The 17171-nt window shown below is 66.4% G+C and carries 18 protein-coding genes; 11 read left to right on the top strand and 7 right to left on the bottom strand.

The features are described 5' to 3' along the window. A partial coding sequence (locus CLU85_RS22865; protein WP_100412721.1) for a BCCT family transporter occupies positions 1-1166 on the bottom strand: 1166 nt, incomplete at its 3' end. A 502-nt stretch (positions 1167-1668) separates the two neighbouring features. On the opposite strand from CLU85_RS22865, the gene CLU85_RS22860 reads away from it, so the two are divergent. After that, entirely contained in the window at positions 1669-3771 is a 2103-nt protein-coding gene (locus CLU85_RS22860) for an acetoacetate--CoA ligase (protein WP_100412280.1), read from the top strand. Positions 3772-3795: 24 nt separating this feature from the next. On the opposite strand, the gene CLU85_RS22855 is transcribed toward CLU85_RS22860, so the two are convergent. Together CLU85_RS22855 and CLU85_RS22850 are read right to left on the bottom strand one after the other, a co-directional pair. Then, positions 3796-5166: a heavy metal sensor histidine kinase gene (locus tag CLU85_RS22855; RefSeq protein ID WP_100412279.1), complete on the bottom strand. Its 1371-nt coding sequence runs from the start codon at positions 5164-5166 to the stop codon at positions 3796-3798. Beyond that, positions 5163-5834 (bottom strand): heavy metal response regulator transcription factor, encoded by a 672-nt coding sequence (locus CLU85_RS22850; protein WP_100412278.1) that lies wholly within the window; start codon positions 5832-5834, stop codon positions 5163-5165. Before CLU85_RS22850 ends, CLU85_RS22855 begins: the two co-directional genes overlap by 4 nt. 164 nt (positions 5835-5998) lie before the next feature. Here CLU85_RS22850 and CLU85_RS22845 point away from each other — a divergent pair, with 164 nt between their 5' ends. The 3 genes from CLU85_RS22845 to pssA all read left to right on the top strand — a co-directional run bounded on the left by CLU85_RS22845 (position 5999) and on the right by pssA (position 7830). Next, positions 5999-6529, top strand: a complete 531-nt coding sequence (locus CLU85_RS22845; RefSeq protein ID WP_100412277.1) for a heme-binding protein — start codon at positions 5999-6001, stop codon at positions 6527-6529. 50 nt (positions 6530-6579) lie between these two features. Beyond that, on the top strand, positions 6580-6990 hold the full coding sequence (uraH, locus tag CLU85_RS22840; RefSeq protein WP_100412276.1) for a hydroxyisourate hydrolase: 411 nt from the start codon (positions 6580-6582) through the stop codon (positions 6988-6990). A gap of 213 nt (positions 6991-7203) precedes the next feature. Further along, on the top strand, positions 7204-7830 hold the full coding sequence (pssA, locus tag CLU85_RS22835; protein WP_100412275.1) for a CDP-diacylglycerol--serine O-phosphatidyltransferase: 627 nt from the start codon (positions 7204-7206) through the stop codon (positions 7828-7830). Between the two features lie 66 nt (positions 7831-7896). Here the strand turns inward: pssA and CLU85_RS22830 are convergent, their stop codons facing one another. After that, the gene (locus CLU85_RS22830; protein ID WP_100412274.1) at positions 7897-8820 is read right to left on the bottom strand and encodes a DMT family transporter; all 924 of its coding nucleotides are present in this window, start codon (positions 8818-8820) and stop codon (positions 7897-7899) included. Between the two features lie 177 nt (positions 8821-8997). Here CLU85_RS22830 and minC point away from each other — a divergent pair, with 177 nt between their 5' ends. From minC to yccS, 5 genes are all read left to right on the top strand, one after another. Next, positions 8998-9777 (top strand): septum site-determining protein MinC, encoded by a 780-nt coding sequence (gene minC / locus CLU85_RS22825; protein ID WP_100412273.1) that lies wholly within the window; start codon positions 8998-9000, stop codon positions 9775-9777. Between the two features lie 43 nt (positions 9778-9820). Next, on the top strand, positions 9821-10639 hold the full coding sequence (minD, locus tag CLU85_RS22820; RefSeq protein ID WP_100412272.1) for a septum site-determining protein MinD: 819 nt from the start codon (positions 9821-9823) through the stop codon (positions 10637-10639). Positions 10640-10642: 3 nt separating this feature from the next. Further along, on the top strand, positions 10643-10909 hold the full coding sequence (minE, locus tag CLU85_RS22815) for a cell division topological specificity factor MinE (RefSeq protein ID WP_010465263.1): 267 nt from the start codon (positions 10643-10645) through the stop codon (positions 10907-10909). Positions 10910-11019: 110 nt separating this feature from the next. Beyond that, complete coding sequence (locus CLU85_RS22810) at positions 11020-11412, top strand: VOC family protein (RefSeq protein WP_100412271.1); 393 nt, start codon at positions 11020-11022, stop codon at positions 11410-11412. 94 nt (positions 11413-11506) lie between these two features. Continuing rightward, positions 11507-13729: a YccS family putative transporter gene (gene yccS, locus CLU85_RS22805; RefSeq protein WP_100412270.1), complete on the top strand. Its 2223-nt coding sequence runs from the start codon at positions 11507-11509 to the stop codon at positions 13727-13729. Positions 13730-13797: 68 nt separating this feature from the next. On the opposite strand, the gene CLU85_RS22800 is transcribed toward yccS, so the two are convergent. Continuing rightward, the gene (locus CLU85_RS22800; RefSeq protein ID WP_100412269.1) at positions 13798-14388 is read right to left on the bottom strand and encodes an MOSC domain-containing protein; all 591 of its coding nucleotides are present in this window, start codon (positions 14386-14388) and stop codon (positions 13798-13800) included. Then, the gene (locus CLU85_RS22795; RefSeq protein ID WP_100412720.1) at positions 14385-14906 is read right to left on the bottom strand and encodes a flavin reductase family protein; all 522 of its coding nucleotides are present in this window, start codon (positions 14904-14906) and stop codon (positions 14385-14387) included. The genes CLU85_RS22800 and CLU85_RS22795 overlap by 4 nt, the downstream gene beginning before the upstream one ends. 96 nt (positions 14907-15002) lie before the next feature. On the opposite strand from CLU85_RS22795, the gene CLU85_RS22790 reads away from it, so the two are divergent. Together CLU85_RS22790 and CLU85_RS22785 are read left to right on the top strand one after the other, a co-directional pair. Further along, entirely contained in the window at positions 15003-15788 is a 786-nt protein-coding gene (locus CLU85_RS22790) for an alpha/beta fold hydrolase (RefSeq protein ID WP_100412268.1), read from the top strand. A gap of 36 nt (positions 15789-15824) precedes the next feature. Continuing rightward, complete coding sequence (locus CLU85_RS22785) at positions 15825-16580, top strand: YdcF family protein (protein WP_100412267.1); 756 nt, start codon at positions 15825-15827, stop codon at positions 16578-16580. A gap of 5 nt (positions 16581-16585) precedes the next feature. On the opposite strand, the gene CLU85_RS22780 is transcribed toward CLU85_RS22785, so the two are convergent. After that, entirely contained in the window at positions 16586-17152 is a 567-nt protein-coding gene (locus tag CLU85_RS22780; RefSeq protein ID WP_100412266.1) for a flavodoxin family protein, read from the bottom strand. Positions 17153-17171 lie beyond the last annotated feature (19 nt).

Genomic DNA, 17171 nt, shown 5'->3' with positions numbered 1-17171 from the left:
CAGGGCAGCGCATCGAACATGACGAACAGTGCGGTGGATACATCGGCCTTGACGGCGTCGGCAATGGGCACACCCTGCATGATCTCCAGGTGCAGCGCCGTGCCACCAAAAACCGAGAACCACACGAAGGCCGCCAGCGTGGGCGCCAGCACCGTGCCCAGGATGAACTCGCGGATGGTGCGGCCGCGCGACACACGGGCAATGAACAGGCCCACAAAGGGCGACCAGCTGACCCACCAGGCCCAGTAAAATACCGTCCAGCCACTGACCCAGCCGCTGTCGCGGAAGGGGGTCATGCGCAGGCTCATGCGCACAAACTCGCTGAGGTAGCTGCCCAGTGTGTTGGTGAAGGTGTCGATGATGACCACCGTGGGGCCCAGCACAAACACCGCCAGCGCCAGCAGCGCCGCCATGATGAGGTTGAAAGTGGACAACCACTTGACCCCGCGCGCTACGCCCGACACCGCCGAGGTGATGAACAGCACGGTAGTCACCACGATGATGCCGACCTGCCAGCCTTCATTCACCGGCACACCCAGGGTGGCGTGCAACCCGCTGTTGATCTGTAGCGCGCCCATGCCCAGCGAGGCGGCCACGCCAAACGCCGTGGCAATCACGGCCAGGATGTTGACCACCGGGCCAATGCGCTGCAGCGGTGCCCAGGGCAGCGCCATCACGGCCGTGCTGACCAGGGCCGAGCCGCCTTTGCGGAACTGAAAAAACGCAATCGCCAGTGCCACGATGCTGTACACCGCCCAGGGGTGCAACCCCCAGTGGAAGAAGCTGTAGCGCATGGCGGCATTGGCCGCCTCGGGTGTGTGGGGCGCAATGCCGGGCGGCGGCGCGCCGTAGTGCGAGATGGGCTCGGCCACGCCCCAGAACACCAGGCCAATGCCCATGCCCGCCGCAAACAGCATGGCAAACCAGGCGCCGATGGAGAACTCGGGTTCGTCGTCCTCCAGGCCCAGCTTCAGGTCGCCATAGCGGCTGAACGCCAGGACAAGCGCCAGTACCACCAGCCCCAGCACCACCCACAGGTAGAACCAGCCAAAGTTGCGGGTGATGGTGGCCAGCGCGGTGTCAAACACCAGGCCCAGGGAGTCAGGGGCGACAACGCCCCAGAGCACGATGGCGACGATCAGGCCCGCCGAGATGAGAAGTTCCATGGGATCACCTTTCTGGAAGATCAAAAAAGGGATGCGCAGGCCGTGCCCCCAGTGTCTGCAGCCTCCATGAGGCCGCAAAAGTGGTGGAAACACAAGCCGCAGCGCCATCGCAGCCAGGGCGACAGCCGCTGAAGGCGGGTTCTGGGTGGTGGCACCGCAGTGGCCCGCCTGCACATCACAGGAAGGTGGACCACGCGCTGCGCGTTGCGGCCCGCGCGCACTGGCGTGGCGGCCGCAAAGCAGGTATCCCGGGAGGGGCGTGGCCCGAAGCCGATGCGCGCTCGGTGGCGCGGCAAGGCAAGGCGAGACATCTCCTGTGCACAGTGCCTTGATGGCAACCCGTGGGCAGCCACAGGGCCGCGCGCACAGCGAGAGATGCGTTCAGTGTATGGAACGAGCGCACAAAACCGCCTGCAATACCGCAGTCAAGCGCAGGGGTGCTGTCAATTGGGAGACGTAGCGGCATGGTCAGTGGGTGGGCGCGCTGGTACGCTGCGTCGCCATGGAGACAACAACACCCACCACCCCGCCGTTCATCCCCCAGATCCGGCTGTACCAGAACTGGCTGCGCGACGAGCGTGGCCTGCAGTTCGACAGCTACGACGCGCTGTGGCGCTGGTCCACCACCGATCTGGACGCCTTCTGGCAAAGCATCTGGGATTACTTCGAGATCGAGTCCCCCACCGTCCACACCGCCGTGCTAGCCCAGAACACCATGCCCGGCGCCCAGTGGTTTCCGGGCGCCCAGGTCAACTACGCACGCCAGGCACTGCGGCATGTGGAGGCCGCGCACGCGGCGGGCCTGCCGGCCATCATCAGCCGCAATGAAAAGGGTCACCACCGCGAACTGGGCTGGCCCGAGCTGCGCCGCCAGGTCGCGTCGCTGGCGCTGCACCTCCAGGCCCAGGGCCTGCAGCCTGGCGACCGCGTGGCCGCCTACCTGCCCAACGTGCCCGAGGCCATGATCGCCTTCCTGGCCACGGTGAGCATTGGTGGCGTGTGGAGCATCTGCGCACCCGACATGGGCACCCACGCCGTGCTCGACCGCTTTCGCCAGATCGAGCCCAAGGTGCTGATCGGCGTGGACGGCGTGAGCTACGGCGGCCGCGACCACGACCGCACGGGCGTGCTGGCCGAGCTGCGCGAGGCCCTGCCCAGCGTGCAGCACGCGGTGCTGCTGGGTAATCTGGATGCTTCTGTTTCGATAGCTGGTTGGGCAAGCTGGACTAGCGCTACCGCCCGAAACGATGCAGAAACGGCCGCATTCGAGCCGATGTGGCTGCCGTTTGACCACCCGCTGTGGATCGTCTACTCCAGCGGCACCACCGGGTTACCGAAGCCCATCGTGCACGGCCACGGTGGCACGGTGCTGGTGGCGCTGCAGCTCAAGGTGCTGCACAACGACATTGGCTGCAGCTACGACGCCAACAGCTTTGGCGAGCGCTACCACTGGTACAGCTCCACCGGCTGGGTGATGTGGAACGCGCAGCTCAGCGGCCTGCTGTCGGGCACCACCTGTGTGATCTACGACGGCAACCCCGGCGGCAGCAAGGACCACCCCGACTGGGGCGTGCTGTGGCGCTTTGCGGCCGAGACGGGCGTGACCTTCTTCGGTGCGGGCGCGGCGTTTTTTGCCAACTGCATGAAGTCGGGGCTGGCGCTAGCGGACTGTGGCGACCTGGGCCGCGTCCGCGCTCTGGGCACCACCGGCTCGCCGCTATCGCCCGAGGTGCAGCAGTGGGGCACGGCGCAGTTCGAGGCGCTGGGCACCCAAGACATCTGGTGGAACAACATTTCGGGCGGCACGGATTTTTGCGGCGCCTTCATCGGCGGCCACCGCGAGATGCCACAGGTGCCCGGCGAGATGCAGTGCCGCATGCTGGGCGCCGCCGTGGAGTCGTGGGACGCTGAGGGCCGCCCCGTGCAGGACGCAGTGGGCGAACTGGTCTGCGCGCAGCCCATCCCATCGATGCCTTTGTATTTGTGGGGTGACAAGGACGGCAGCCGCTACCTGTCGAGCTACTTCGACATGTACCCCGCAGGCCATGGCCGCCAGCCCGGCGGTGGCGATGGCCCGGCCGCCCTGGGCGCGGTGTGGCGCCATGGCGACTGGCTCAAGATCGGCAGCAACGGCGGCTGCGTGATCTATGGCCGCTCTGATGCCACCATCAACCGCCACGGCCTGCGCATGGGCACGAGCGAGATCTACAGCGCGGTCGAATCCCTGCCCGAGGTGCTCGACAGCCTGGTGGTGGACCTGGAGTACCTGGGCCGCGAAAGCTACATGCCGCTGTTTGTGGTGCTGCGCCCCGGCCAGGCGTTGGACGACGCGCTGCGTGCGCGCATCAACGGCGCGGTGCGCACCGCCCTGAGCCCGCGCTTCGTGCCCGATGACATCTTTGTGGTGACCGAAGTGCCGCGCACGCTGAGCGGCAAGAAGCAGGAGCTGCCCATCAAGAAGCTGCTGCTGGGCCAGCCCATCGAGAAGGTGGTGAACAAGGACGCGATGGCCAACCCGGGGTGTCTGGACTGGTATGTGGCGTTTGCGCGCGAACGGGAGGCTGCAGCGGCACCGACTGCGGTGGCGACTTCCTCCAGCGCCTGAGGGACGACGCAGGCTCTGCGGTCGTCAGGCGCGCCGCGGAAATACGAGCACAAAGCGCGTGCCGCTGGCGTCGCTCTCGACGCGCACGCTGCCGCCGTGCATCTGCATGATGGATCGCACGATGGCCAGGCCCAGCCCGCCCGAGTCGCCCGGCTGCGCGCGCGCCGGGTCGCAGCGGTGGAAGCGGTCAAACAGGCGCGGCAGGTGTTCGGCCGCAATCGGCGCGCCCTGGTTGGCCACGGTTATTTCGGCGTGATGCGCCGATGGCGTGCAGGCAATGTGCACCGGGCTGTCGGCAGCGCCATAGCGCAGTGCATTGGCGATGAGGTTGGCCAGGGCCCGGCGCAGCAACTGCGGATCGGCGTGCAGTGTGCCGTGCGCGGCGTTGACGAGCGTGATGCCGCGCTCCTCGGCCATGCCCTCGAAGTAGTCGCACAGCTGGGCCACCAATGCGTGCAGGTCGATGGCCTCGCGCTGCAACACCGCGTCGGGCCGCTCGGCGCGTGCCAGAAACAGCATGTTGTCGATCATGCGCGCCAGGCGCTCGTACTCCTCCTGGCTGGACGCCAGCAGCGCCTCGTAGTCCTCGGTGGAGCGGTTGCGTTGCAGCGCCAGCTGGGTCTGGCCCATCAGGTTGTTCAAGGGCGTGCGCATCTCGTGCGCCAGGTCTTCGGAAAACCGCGACAGGCGGCCAAAGCCGTCCTCCAGGCGCGCCAGCATCTCGTTGAGCGCCTGGCCCAGCTGCTGCAGTTCGTGCACCTGCTCCACGCCCTGCAGCCGCAGGTGCAGGTGCTGCACGTCGATGGCGGCCGCGCGTGCCGCCAGCGTACGCACCGGCCGCAGGCCGCGCTGACTCACGGCCCAGCCCAAGCCGAAGGCCAGCAGCGCGCCCATACCCAGCGCCAGCCACAGCCTGAGCCGGTAGGCCGCCAGCATCTGCGCGCGCTCGGCCAGCAGCTTGCCGGCCACCAGCGTGAGCGACTGCCCCTCGTGCGTGACATGCTGCCAGGCCAGGCGCGCCGGGTCGTCGCCCCCGCTGCTGCGCAGCTGCACGCCCGCACCCGGCGCCAGCGCCGGCACCGGCAGGTGCACCGGGTTGACTTCGATCAGCGGCTGGCCCGTGCCGTCGAGCACCCACAGCAGGCTCTCGCGGTTGCTCAACATGTTGGCGTAGAGCTGCGGACGCAGGCGCAGCGCCTCGATGCTGTCGCTGTCGCCGATCAGCGCGCGCATGCGCTCGACCCGGCCCACCAGCGCCTTGTCGTCCCGCCAGGCGATCTCGCGCTCAAGGGACTGGTACAGGTACAGGCCCAGCGCGCCCAGCAGCAGCACGCTTGCCAGCGCAAACATCAGCGCCAGGCGCAGGCTGAGCGCGCGCGGCCACAGCCTCTTCATTCGGGCACCTCCAGCGTGTAACCCATGCCGCGCACGGTGTGGATCAGCTTGGGGCTGAACGGGTCGTCCACCTTGGCACGCAGGCGCCGGATGGCCACGTCGACCACGTTGGTGTCGCTGTCAAAGTTCATCTGCCAGACCTGCGAGGCAATCTGCGCGCGCGACAGCACCTCGCCGCTGCGGCTGATCAGCAGCTGCAGCAGGGCAAATTCCTTGTTCGTCAACACGATGCGCTCGGCGCCACGCGTGACGCGGCGGCGCAGCACATCGAGCTGCAGGTCGGCCACTTGGAACTGCTCGACCTCGCGCGGCGGGCCCCGGCGCAGCAGCGTGCGCACGCGCGCCAGCAGCTCGGCGTACGAGAACGGCTTGACCAGGTAGTCGTCGGCGCCCAGCTCCAGGCCCTTGACGCGGTCTTCCACGGCGTCACGCGCCGTCAGAAACAGCACCGGCACCTGGCTCTTGCGCCGGATGATTTGCAGCAGCTGCCAGCCGTCGATGCCGGGCAGCATGACGTCCAGGATGACCAGGTCGAACTCGCTCTCTTGCGCCAGGAACTGGCCGTCGATGCCGTTGTGCGCCACCTCGACCATGTAGCCCGATTCGCCCAGGCCCTTGCGCAGGTAGTCCGCTGCCTTGACCTCGTCTTCCACCACCAATATGCGCATGTGCGTGTGCCTCCAGGGGCCCAAGGTTAGGCGCAAACGGCCCGTGAGTGCATTACAACTTTGTCATGCGCACGCCATCGGTTTGACGGGGGCTAAGCAAAACAATAGCGGCCATGCAACTGATTTGCTCAGTTCTCCTCCTCACCAACCCAAGGAACCCGCACATGACATTTCGCCGCTCTGCCCGCCAAGCCCTGACCACCGTGGCTGCACTCGCTTTGTGCGCCTCTGCCGCCACCAGCGCCCTGGCCGCTGCACCCGCACCCCAAGTGCTGCAGCAACCCAATGTGTCGCTGGCACTGGCCAACGAACTCATCAACGCCACGCTGGCCGCTTGCCATGCCGATGGTCGCTCGGCCGTTGCCGTGGTGGTGGACCGGGGCGGCAACCTGATTGCCGTGCAGCGCGATGACAGCGTCGGCCCGCACAACACCGAGGCCGCGCAGCGCAAGGCCTTCACTGCGTTGTCGACCAAGACGCCGACGCGCCTGCTGGCGACCAACGCCCGTGCCAACCCTGATTCGCAGAACCTCAACACCGTCGACGCCCTGCTGCTGATCGGTGGCGGCGTGCCGCTGACCGTGGGCAAGGACGTGATTGGCGCCATCGGCGTCGGCGGCGCGGGCGGTGCGGCCCAGGACGAAGGCTGCGCGCTCAAGGCCATCGCTCAGGTGCTGCCCGCGACGGCCCCCTGAATTTTGACGACAGACCCCTTCAACTTGACCCCGAAAAAGGAAACTTGACCATGATGACTTTCAAATCCCTGTGCGCCGGCATCGCTCTTTGCGGCGCTTCTGCCATTGCCTTTGCCGCCAGCAACCCGCTGAGCGTGCACGTGCTCAACCTGCAGGACGGCCTGCCATCGCCTGGCGTGAAGGTGCTGCTGGAAAAGCAGGACGGCAAGGCCTGGACGCAGCTGAACAGCGGCACCACCAATGAGCAGGGCCGCATCCCGGCACTGTTCCCGGAAGGCAAGGCGCTGGAAAAGGGCAACTACCGCGTTACTTTCAAGACCGGTGACTGGTTTGCCGAGCACAAGCAGACCACGTTCTTCCCTGAAGTGCCGGTGATCTTTGCGGTGGATGGCACCGTGCCGCATTACCACATCCCATTGCTGGTGAGCCCCTACGGCTTCTCGACCTACCGCGGCAACTAAGCCCCGCATCCCCGGGCCAGCCTCAACGCTGGCCGGTTGATTGCTATTAAAATAGGAGCCTCCAGCGCAATATTTATAAGCGCTGGAGGCTCTTTTTAATGCCATCGGTGCCGCACTGCCAGTGTGCGGCCCAGGCTGACATCGGGCGGACCAAGCGCTCTTCATAATGGGTGGCACAGCGCGCCATTGCGCGACCAACCAGGAGCCCCGCCCATGACCACCCCTTCCCACCCCAAGCGTTTCTCGATGATCCGCGAGTTCCACCTCGCCGACTGGTTCACGCTGGGCAATGCGGTTTGCGGCGTGGGGGCCCTGTTCTCGGCCATGTCGTACCTGGAGACGAGCGACGTGGTGCATGTGTACTTTGCCTGCGCCCTGGTGCTGGCCGCGCTGATCTTTGATGTGCTGGACGGCCGCATCGCCCGCTGGCGCCAGAAAAGCTCGGCCATGGGCCGCGAGCTCGATTCACTGGCCGACGTGATCTCGTTTGGCGTAGCCCCGGCCATCATCGCCTACGGCTGCGGCATGCAGGGCCTGTACGACCGCATCGTGCTGGCCTACTTTGTGGCGTGCGGCGTGTCGCGCCTGGCGCGCTACAACGTCACGGCCGAAACGCTGTCGGGCGATGATGGCAAGGTCAAATACTTCGAGGGCACACCCATCCCGACCTCGATCGTTCTGGTGGGCCTGCTCGCCCTGGCCGCGTACGTGGGCGCGGTGCGCGAGAACCTGTGGTTTGGCAAGCTGCTGATCGGCGGCTTCACGCTGCATCCGCTGGTGCTGGTGTTTGCGCTGTCGGGGTCGCTGATGATCAGCCGGATCAAAATCCCGAAGTTCTGATTGCTACTAAAAATATAGCTTTTAGCGCTTTGTGGATAAGCGCTAGAGGCCAATTTCATTCAAGAATCACGCCGCAGCAGGCCGCCGGTTCACCAGCACAATGCCCGCCGCCACCAGCACCAGTGCCACCACCAGTCCGGGCGTCACGGGCTCCCCCAGCCAGAATGCGCCAAACAGCAGTGCAAACACGGGCGTGAGAAACACAAACACCGAGATCTTGGTGGCCGGGTAGTGCGCGAGCATCCACATCCAGGCCAGGTAGCTCACAAAGGCTCCCACCAGCGCCTGTACCAGCAGCGAGCCCCAGGCAAATGCGCTGAATTGCCAGACCCAGGCCTCCCCCAGGCCCAGCGACAGCACCGGCAGCACCGCCGTGCTCACGCCCACCTGGTAGAGCAGCTGCTTGGCAGGGGCCACACGCGCCAGCGGCGTGGTGCGGATGACCACCGTGGTCAGGGCCCACATCAGGCCTGCGGCCAGCCCCAGCAGGTCCCCCAGCCAGCCTTGTGGCAATGCTGTACTGGCATGGCCCAGCAGCCCGTCGCCCAGCGCCAGCCCCACGCCCACAAACGCAGCGGCCAGGCCCAGCCACTGCCAGCCCTGCAGGCGCTCACCGGGGATGAAGCGCGGCAGCAGCAGGGCCACCCAGAACGGCGAGGCGTACAAAAACACCGTGAGCCGCGACGCAGTGGTGTACTGCAGACCCAGGTAGATGCACGCAAACTCGCCCGCAAACAGCGCCCCCGCCAACAGCCCGGCGCGCTTGGCCCCGGCGGGTTCCCCCGCGCTGGAAAGACCTACGCCGCGCCACAGGCACCAGGCCGCCACCGCCACCGTGGCCAGCGCAAAGCGCACAAAGGCCTGGAACACGGGGGCCACCTCTGCCACCGTGGCCTTGACCAGCACTTGCTGAAAGCCCCAGAACATGCAGCAGGCGAGCAGCAGGGCGATGGCGAGGGCGTCGATGTGTGTTTTGCGGTTGGAAGGCATCGGGGGATTATCAAAGGGCTTGTCGCAACGGGCGGTCGCCTGTGCGCTGTCGCTGTCACCACTGTCGCGCGCCGCCCATGGATCGCGCCAATCGTGCGTGCACAGGCGCTTACACAGGCCCACGGTACACTTTGCGCCTTCTGAAACGGTTCTTCCGCTCCTTTCCAAACCCTCTTCATGGCCCTTACGACGGCGGCGCAGTCCCGCACCAGCTTTGACCTCAAAAGCGCATCGCTGCCCGTGGTGGCCGTGATGCTCAAGACCACCGACGCCGCGCGGTTTGCTGCCGACCTGGCAGAACGGGTGGCCGACGCCCCGGGTTTTTTCGACAACGATCCCGTGCTGATCGACCTGGCCGCCGTGCGCGAGGCAGAGGCGCCCATCGACTTTGTGGCCATCGTGGCCGAGCTGCGCAGCCGCAGTACCTTGCCTGTGGCGGTGCGGGGAGGCAGTCCCGCCCAGATGGATGCTGCGCGCGCCGCCGGGCTGGCTGCAGCGCCCGACGCACCGCCCGCCCGCGCTGAGGCCCCTGCCGCATTGGCGCAGGAAGTGGTGCGCGAAGTGATCCGCGAGGTCGAGGTGGAAGTGGTGCGTGAAGTCCCGGTGCAGGTGCCCATGCCCGGCCCCGGCACGGTGGTGGTCGACAAACCGCTGCGCTCGGGACAGCAGGTGTACGCGCGCGGCGCTGACCTGGTGGTGATGGCGGTGGTGAGCTTTGGCGCCGAGGTGATTGCCGACGGCAACATCCACGTCTATGCCCCGCTGCGCGGCCGAGCCATTGCCGGTGCGCGCGGCAACACCGAAGCCCGTATTTTTTCGACCTGCCTGGAGCCCCAGCTGGTCTCCATCGCAGGCATCTACCGCACCACCGAGACCGAGCTGCCCGCCGAAGTGCGCGGCAAGCCGGCGCAGGTGCGACTGGACGGCGAGAAGCTCATCATCGAGCCGCTGGCCTGAGAGCGTTTTTCATTCATATCAACCCACAGAGAATCAGCAACACATGGCCAAAATCGTCGTCGTGACCTCCGGCAAGGGTGGCGTGGGCAAGACCACCACCAGCGCCAGCTTTGCCACCGGCCTCGCCCTGCGCGGCCACAAGACTGCTGTGATCGACTTTGATGTCGGCCTGCGCAACCTGGACCTCATCATGGGCTGCGAACGCCGCGTGGTGTACGACCTGATCAACGTGATCCAGGGCGAGGCCAACCTGAACCAGGCCCTCATCAAGGACAAGCAGTGCGACAACCTGTTCGTGCTGGCCGCCAGCCAGACGCGCGACAAGGACGCCCTGACCCAGGATGGCGTGGAAAAAATCCTGAAGGACCTGGGCGAGATGGGCTTTGAGTTCATCGTCTGTGATTCGCCCGCCGGCATCGAAAGCGGTGCGCTCATGGCCATGCACTTTGCCGACGAGGCGCTGCTGGTGACCAACCCCGAGGTGTCCAGCGTGCGCGACTCCGACCGCATCCTGGGCATGCTGGGCAGCAAAACCAAGCGTGCGATTGAAGGCGGCGATCCGATCAAGGAGCACCTGCTCATCACGCGCTACAACCCCAGCCGCGTGCAGGACGGCCAGATGCTGAGCCTGGAAGACATCCAGGACATCCTGCGCATCAAGCTGATCGGCGTGATCCCCGAGTCGGAGGTGGTGCTGCAGTCGTCCAACCAGGGCACGCCCGCCATCCACGCCAAGGACACCGATGTGTCCGAGGCCTACAAGGACGTGATCGACCGCTTCCTGGGCGCCACCGACAAGCCCATGCGCTTCATCGAGGCCGAAAAACCCAGTTTCTTCAAACGCCTGTTCGGGAGCAAATAAGCCATGGCTTCTTTCCTCTCCTTCCTCCTGGGCGAAAAGAAAAAAACCGCCAGCGTGGCCAAAGAGCGCCTGCAGATCATCCTGGCGCACGAGCGCAACGGCCGCAACGCCGCCGAGCCCGACTACCTGCCCGCGCTGCAGCGCGAGCTGGTGGCAGTGATCTCCAAATACGTCAAGATCAACCCCGAAGACCTCAAGGTGCACCTGGAACGCCAGGACAACCTGGAGGTGCTCGAGGTCAAGATCGAGCTGCCTGACACGGTGCGCTGAGGCGCTGCCCGCCCGCCGTTCTGCGACGGCGTGCTGGTTCCAACTGGGGCGCCTTGGCGCCCCGCTGTTTTTGTGGTGCGAACGGCGTGAATCGCGCGAAAGGTCTGGCGATGTTGTCCCATGTGTTTGTTGGTGTGAACGATTTCGACCATGCCATGGCCTTCTATGGCCCCGTGCTGGCCCGCCTCGGCCTGGTGCTGCGTTTCACGGATCCTTCCCGGCCTTGGGCGGGGTGGCAGACGCCCGGTGTCGCCCGCCCGCTGTTTCTGATTGGCAAGCCCTTCGACGAACACGCCGCCCATCCGGGCAATGGCCCCATGAATGCCCTGCTGGCGGTGGATCGCGCGGCGGTGGATGCGGTCCACGCCCTCGCTTTGCACCAAGGAGGCCGGTGCGAGGGGCCGCCCGGCCTGCGGCCCGAGTACCACGCGAACTATTACGGTGCGTACTTTCGCGATCCTGAGGGCAACAAGCTGTGCGTGTGCTGCCACGACGCCGCCTGAGACGCCGATTTCACCAAAAATCAAGTTTTCTCCAGGCCTCCACGGCCCGATAATTGCTTGAAATTAAGGGTTAACCCTAGTTCAAGGCAATTCAGTGGACACAACCTGGAAACTCAGCTGGCAGCGCGCCAGCAACCACGAGGGCTTTACGCGCGGAGCGCGGGCCTTTGTGGCACTGGCGGTGGTGCTTGTCTACGGTTGGTGGGTCGATTGGCAGACCGAGCTGATGCCCGTTCTGCTGGGCGTGATTGCCAGCGCCTTGACCGAAACCGATGACAGCTGGCGGGGCCGCCTGCGGGCGCAGTGCCTGGCGTTGGTGTGTTTTGGCCTCATGGCGTGGGCCGTCTGGGCCACGGTGTCCTGGCCGTGGGTGCTGATGGGGGTGATGGCTGTGTCCGCCTTTTCCATCACCATGCTGGGGGCGCTGAGCGAGCGCTACCGCGCCATTGCCTTTGGCTCGCTGATTCTTTTTATCTACGCGGGGCTGGCTGCCCACAGCAGCCGCGAGGGGGCCGGGGAGGCGATCCCGCTGATGCTGGCGGGCGCCACATGGTACGGGGTGGTGTCGGTGCTGTGGAACGCGGTGATGCCCCGCGCGCCGGTGCGCTACCGCCTGGCCAAGCTGTACGCCATGCTGGGCGAATACCTGCGCCTGAAGGCGTTGTTGCTGGAGCCCGTGCGTGACGTGGACCTGGAGCGGCGGCGCATGGCGCTGGCCCTGCACAACGGGCGTGTGGTCGATGCGCTCAACGCCACCAAGGAAAGCCTCATCAGCCGCATGGGCCGGGGCGTGCCCCCGCTGTGGTTGCAGACCGCCATGCACCAGTATCTGGCCGCGCAGGATGTGCACGAACGCGTCAGTTCGTCGCACGAGCATTACGACCTGTTGGCGCAGTCCTTCTTCCACAGTGATGTGCTCTACCGCTGCCAGCGCGTGCTCACGCTGCTGGGCGAGCAGGCGCTCAAACTGTCGGTGGCCATCGAGGCGCAATCGGTGCCGCAGCACTGGGGTGTCACGGCCCGTGCCATTGAAGACATGCAGGCCGCCGTGGCGCACCTGGAGACAGAGGCGGCCGGGGCTGCGGCGGGGTCCAGCGGAGCTGTTCCCGCACCTGCCCCCGCTCAGGCCCGGGCGTTGCGGTCCCTGCATGCGTTGGGCGACAACCTCACGGCGCTGGCCGGGGTGTTTTCGGGGGCGCTGGCCCTGCCTGCCCATGCGGCCGAAGGCGCGCTCGACTACGCGTTGTTTGACCGCGAGCCCCGCAGCCTGCGTGACGCCTGGGGGCGTTTGCGCTCGCACTGGCGGTTGCAGTCGCCCTGGTTGCGTCACAGTTTGCGGCTTACCCTGTCGCTGGTGGCGGGTTTTGGCATCATGCAGGCGACTTCCGACCCGCACGGCTACTGGATCTTGTTGACCATCGTGTTCGTCAGCCAGCCCCAATACGCTGCGACCCAAACCCGCCTCATGCAGCGCGCCAAGGGCACCGCTATCGGGTTGGCCTTGGGCTGGGCCGTCATTCAGCTGTTTCCGGGCGAGCTGGTGCAGGCGGCATTGCTGGTGCTGGGTGGGGCGGTGTTCTTTGGCGCGCGCCACAGCCGCTATACGCTGGCCACGGCAGCGGTCACCACCTTGCTGTTGCTGAGCTTTCACCAGTTGGGCACGGCCAGTGGCGTGATTTCTGCACGCCTGCTTGAGACCGTGCTGGGCTGTGTGATTGCTGCCGTGGCTTCCTGGCTGGTGCTGCCCTACTGGCAGTCGCGCCACTGGCCGCAGCTGGCGGCCCAGGCGCTGCAGACGCAGGCCATCTACCTGCGCGAAATTCTGGCCCAGTACCAAAGCGGCAAGTGTGACCACCTGGCCTACCGCCTGGCACGGCGCAATGCCCACAATGCCGATGCGGCGCTTTCCAACTCGTACAGCGCCATGCTCAAGGAGCCTCTGCGGGTGCGCGGCCAAGCCGACGCTGCGGCCCATTTTTTGTGCCTGTCGCACACCCAGCTCAACTACCTCTCGGCCCTGGGTGCCCAGCGCGGTGGTGCGGCAGCCCAGCCCATGGACGAAGCCACGCGGGAGCTGGCGCACACGTTGCTCGCGTCACTGCAGCAGCTGGCCCTGGAGCTGGAGCGCGCGCAGCAGTCGTCAGGCCGGGCCGATCAGGCCCACAGCGCCCCCGCCGTGGCGCAGGTGCTGCGGGAGTGGGGGACGGTGCCCAGCGCTCCGAGCGCACACAGCCTCATGGCAGCCCAACTGCAACTGGTGGGCAAGGTGTTTCCGCAACTGCAGGCGAAGGCCCGCCAGTGGGTGGTGACGGAATAGCGTTTTGCAGGGGGCGGTGATCTGGTGCCGGGGTACGCCGCGGGCTGGCCCCGGCGGCCGCAGCCAGGTTATCGGGCGTGTTTGGCGAACTTGCCCGCAAAGGCCTGCGCAATGCTCAGCCCGCGCTGTCCGGGCACCAGCGTGGCGGACTGGCCTGCGGCAATGGTGCCGGGCCGGTCCACGGCGAGGTAGTAGCCGCAGCAACCCGCCAATGCCATGGCGCGGCCGGCCTGGGCGAAACCCATGACGGCGCTGAATTTGAAGCACGGCTCGCGGGGCGCTGTCACGCGCAGAACACAGTCAGGGAAATGCCACTCGTCGCCGACAAACACCGCGTCCTCCAGTGGTCCGTCGATGGTGAGGTTTTCACCGAGGAAGCCCGGTGGCAGCGTCTCGTCGAACAGGCTCACCCCCCGTTCGCGGCGCTGGGCTTGCCAGAAAGCGTAGTGTGCAGCGGGGTAGGCATACACGGCCTTGCCCAGACCGCCGTGCACGCTCAGGTCGGCCTGTTCATCGCCCGCCAGTCCGAGTGCGCCGACAGCCACCGGGCCGGTGACAGAGGCCTTGCCGATGGCGGTGAGTACCGAGCGTTCGCCGATTTTCAGTCGCCGGGCGGAGCCGATGTTCACATGGTGCACGACCACAGTGGCCAGGGTCACAGGGGATGCTCCGTGTAGAACTTGCCGCCGTGGTACAGCAAGGGGGATGCGCCCTCGCGCTGCTCACAGCGCTCGACCTCGCCCACGAAGATGGTGTGGTCACCCTCCTGGTACTGGCTGCGGTTAAAACATTCGAACGTGGCGGCGGCACCGGCCAGCAAAGGGGCGCCGCTGATGCCGGGGCGGTGCTCCAGGCCCGCCCAGCGGTCGATGCCACGGGTGGCAAAACGCTCGGCCAGCGCTTTCTGGTCGGCGGCCAGCACATGAATGGCGTAGTGCGAGCCATCGGCAAAAGTGGGCATGGTGCTGGCACCGTGTGACAGACTCCACAGCACCAGAGGCGGCTCCAGCGACACCGAATTGAACGAGCTGGCAGTGAGCCCCACCAGATCGCCCGTGGCGGTGCGGGCCGTGACGATGGTCACCCCCGTGGCAAACATGCCCAGCGCATTGCGAAACTCGCGGGTCGAGAAGCTCGGGGGCAGGGCGAGGGCGGGGCGGGGGGGCGAAGGGTTCACAAAAGCGGCGCCAGCATTGGCAACAGGAGGGAGCAACTATTATCAGGCGCCGCCCTCTACAGCGCTGTTGCAGGGTTTACTTCCGTTTTCCACCGCATGGCACTTCCTACCTTTATCACCCTGGGCTCCGGCCCCACCGTGCTCATGCTGCATGACGCAGACGGAGACCACCTGACGTTTGCGCCCCAAGTGGAGACTCTGGCCACCTTGGGCTACCGTGCCATGGCCTGGGACATGCCCGGCTATGGCCGAAGCGCGCCGGTGGAGCCCTACACCTTCAAGGCCCTGGCGCAGAGCTGTCTGGCGCTGATCGATGCACTGCAGTGTGGTCCGGTCACGCTGGTTGGCCATGGCATGGGCGCCATGGTGGCGCTGGAGGCTGCCGTGCGTGACCCAGCGTGCACCAGCCGCCTGGTGCTGTGCGCGGGCGGCCCTGCGCTGGATGCGCAGGCTGTGGCGGACTGGGTGGCACCGCGCGAGCAGGCCCTGAAGGCACTGGAAGCGGGCGGCAGTATGGAGCAGCTGGCACAGACGCTGGTGCCCCAGTTCATCGGCACCGGGGCGCTGCCCGAGGGGGTGCAGCTGGCGAGCCATGCGCTGGGCAAAGTGTACCCAGGGGCCTACCGCCGGGCGCTGGAAGCCCTGCCCACGTTTGATCGGGGCGCTGCTGCGCTGGCGCAGTTGACCATGCCTGTGCTGTTGGTGGGAGGCGCGCAAGACCGTTGCACACCGCCGGCCGCTGTGCAGGCCTTGGCACAGGTCTTGCCCGACGCGCAGACCTTGCTGTTACCCCATGTGGGCCATTGGCCGCAGCTGGAGAATCCGGACGGCTTTGATGCCGCGCTGCTGGACTTCCTGGCCCAGCGGCGTGTGTTGCACTGATGAAACCACGAGTGGCACGCCGTCGCCGCCTCCTCTATGTTGTTTGCCATTAAGAAAATCCTGTCAGCGCTGTTGTTGCCGCCGGTGTCCAGCATCTTGCTGGCGCTGTTCGGGCTGTGGATCGCGCGCTACCGCCGCCGCACCGGCACTGCGGTGGTGCTGATGGCACTGCTGTCCGTGCTGGCGTTGTCGTGGCCGCCGGTGTCCGACATGCTGGTGCGAAGCCTGGAGCGTTTTCCCGCCGTGGCACCCGCACAGTTGGCCCGCGTGCAGGCCATCGTGGTGTTGGGTGGGGGCGCGGACACCGTGGCCCCTGAATATGGGGTGGATGTGCTCAGCCGAGGTTCCCGGGAGCGGGTGCGGTACGCGGCGTACCTGCAGCAGCAGACGGGCTTGCCCATTCTGGCGACGGGGGGCTCGACCGGCGGCACACGGGCGGAGGCACTCGTTATGAAGGACGTTGTGGAACGTGATTTCAAAGGGCGTGTGCGCTGGACGGAACTGGAATCCCTCGACACCCGCAGCAACGCTGAGCACTCTGCCGTCATGCTCAAGGCTGCGGGCATTCAGCGCATTGCCCTGGTCACCCATGGCTGGCACATGGTGCGTGCCACCGGGGATTTTGAGCGCGCCGGGCTGCAGGTGCTGCCCGCGCCCATGGGCTTCAAGGGCGGACAGGCGCGCAGGCTGTACCGGGCGTTGCCCCGCGCATCGGCGTTGGCCGATAGCAGCTTGGCTTTGCACGAATGGCTGGGCATTCTTGTGCAGCGCGCATCCGCGCGCGCCGACTGACCGGGTCAGGCTGCGGCGGGCGCCAGCAGAAAATGGCGCGCGCCTGCCACGGCCGCTGCATCTGCCTGCACAGCCCCTGGCGGGCCCCCTTTGCCCCACAGTGCACCGCCCCAGCGCATGGAGAGGAACTGCGCACACAGGGCCACCGAATCAATCATGGGCTGGGCCTTGGCACGGTCACCGCTGGTGGTGATGAGCGAGAGCGTCTTGGCGCCCATGGGCTCCTTGAAATCCAGGCCCGGTACGCGCATCCAGGCGCTCCAGTGGTCCAGGTAGGTCTTGAGTGGCGAAGGGATGCTGAACCAGTAGACGGGCGAAACAAACACGATATGGGTCGCCGCCAGCGTCGCATCGAGCAAGGTTTTCATGTCGCCTTCGGGTGGCGCGTACGCGCCTGCGGTGTGGCGCTGGTCCACAAAAGGCGGGAGATCCATGCGTGCCAGATTCAGCCAGGTCTGTGGGCTGTCGGACGGCAGGGCCTGCGCCGCCTGGCGTGCCAGCCATTCGGTGTTGCCGACATGACCGGGTTCGCGGGTAGACGCCGTGAGAAAAAGAGTGTGGGATGCAGACATACCAGGATCGTACCGGCCC

It is taken from the genome of Acidovorax sp. 69 (assembly GCF_002797445.1).
GTDB lineage: Bacteria > Pseudomonadota > Gammaproteobacteria > Burkholderiales > Burkholderiaceae_C > Acidovorax.
The sequence above is the reverse complement of the archived record's forward strand: the minus strand, read 5'-3'. Positions and strand labels throughout refer to the sequence as shown.

Coding starts and splice junctions, on each gene's coding strand:
- CLU85_RS22860 (WP_100412280.1), top strand. CDS start 1,669: ATGGAGACAACAACACCCACCACCCCGCCGTTCATCCCCCAGATCCGG.
- CLU85_RS22855 (WP_100412279.1), bottom strand. CDS start 5,166: ATGAAGAGGCTGTGGCCGCGCGCGCTCAGCCTGCGCCTGGCGCTGATG.
- CLU85_RS22850 (WP_100412278.1), bottom strand. CDS start 5,834: ATGCGCATATTGGTGGTGGAAGACGAGGTCAAGGCAGCGGACTACCTG.
- CLU85_RS22845 (WP_100412277.1), top strand. CDS start 5,999: ATGACATTTCGCCGCTCTGCCCGCCAAGCCCTGACCACCGTGGCTGCA.
- uraH (WP_100412276.1), top strand. CDS start 6,580: ATGATGACTTTCAAATCCCTGTGCGCCGGCATCGCTCTTTGCGGCGCT.
- pssA (WP_100412275.1), top strand. CDS start 7,204: ATGACCACCCCTTCCCACCCCAAGCGTTTCTCGATGATCCGCGAGTTC.
- CLU85_RS22830 (WP_100412274.1), bottom strand. CDS start 8,820: ATGCCTTCCAACCGCAAAACACACATCGACGCCCTCGCCATCGCCCTG.
- minC (WP_100412273.1), top strand. CDS start 8,998: ATGGCCCTTACGACGGCGGCGCAGTCCCGCACCAGCTTTGACCTCAAA.
- minD (WP_100412272.1), top strand. CDS start 9,821: ATGGCCAAAATCGTCGTCGTGACCTCCGGCAAGGGTGGCGTGGGCAAG.
- minE (WP_010465263.1), top strand. CDS start 10,643: ATGGCTTCTTTCCTCTCCTTCCTCCTGGGCGAAAAGAAAAAAACCGCC.
- CLU85_RS22810 (WP_100412271.1), top strand. CDS start 11,020: ATGTTGTCCCATGTGTTTGTTGGTGTGAACGATTTCGACCATGCCATG.
- CLU85_RS22790 (WP_100412268.1), top strand. CDS start 15,003: ATGGCACTTCCTACCTTTATCACCCTGGGCTCCGGCCCCACCGTGCTC.
- CLU85_RS22785 (WP_100412267.1), top strand. CDS start 15,825: ATGTTGTTTGCCATTAAGAAAATCCTGTCAGCGCTGTTGTTGCCGCCG.
- CLU85_RS22780 (WP_100412266.1), bottom strand. CDS start 17,152: ATGTCTGCATCCCACACTCTTTTTCTCACGGCGTCTACCCGCGAACCC.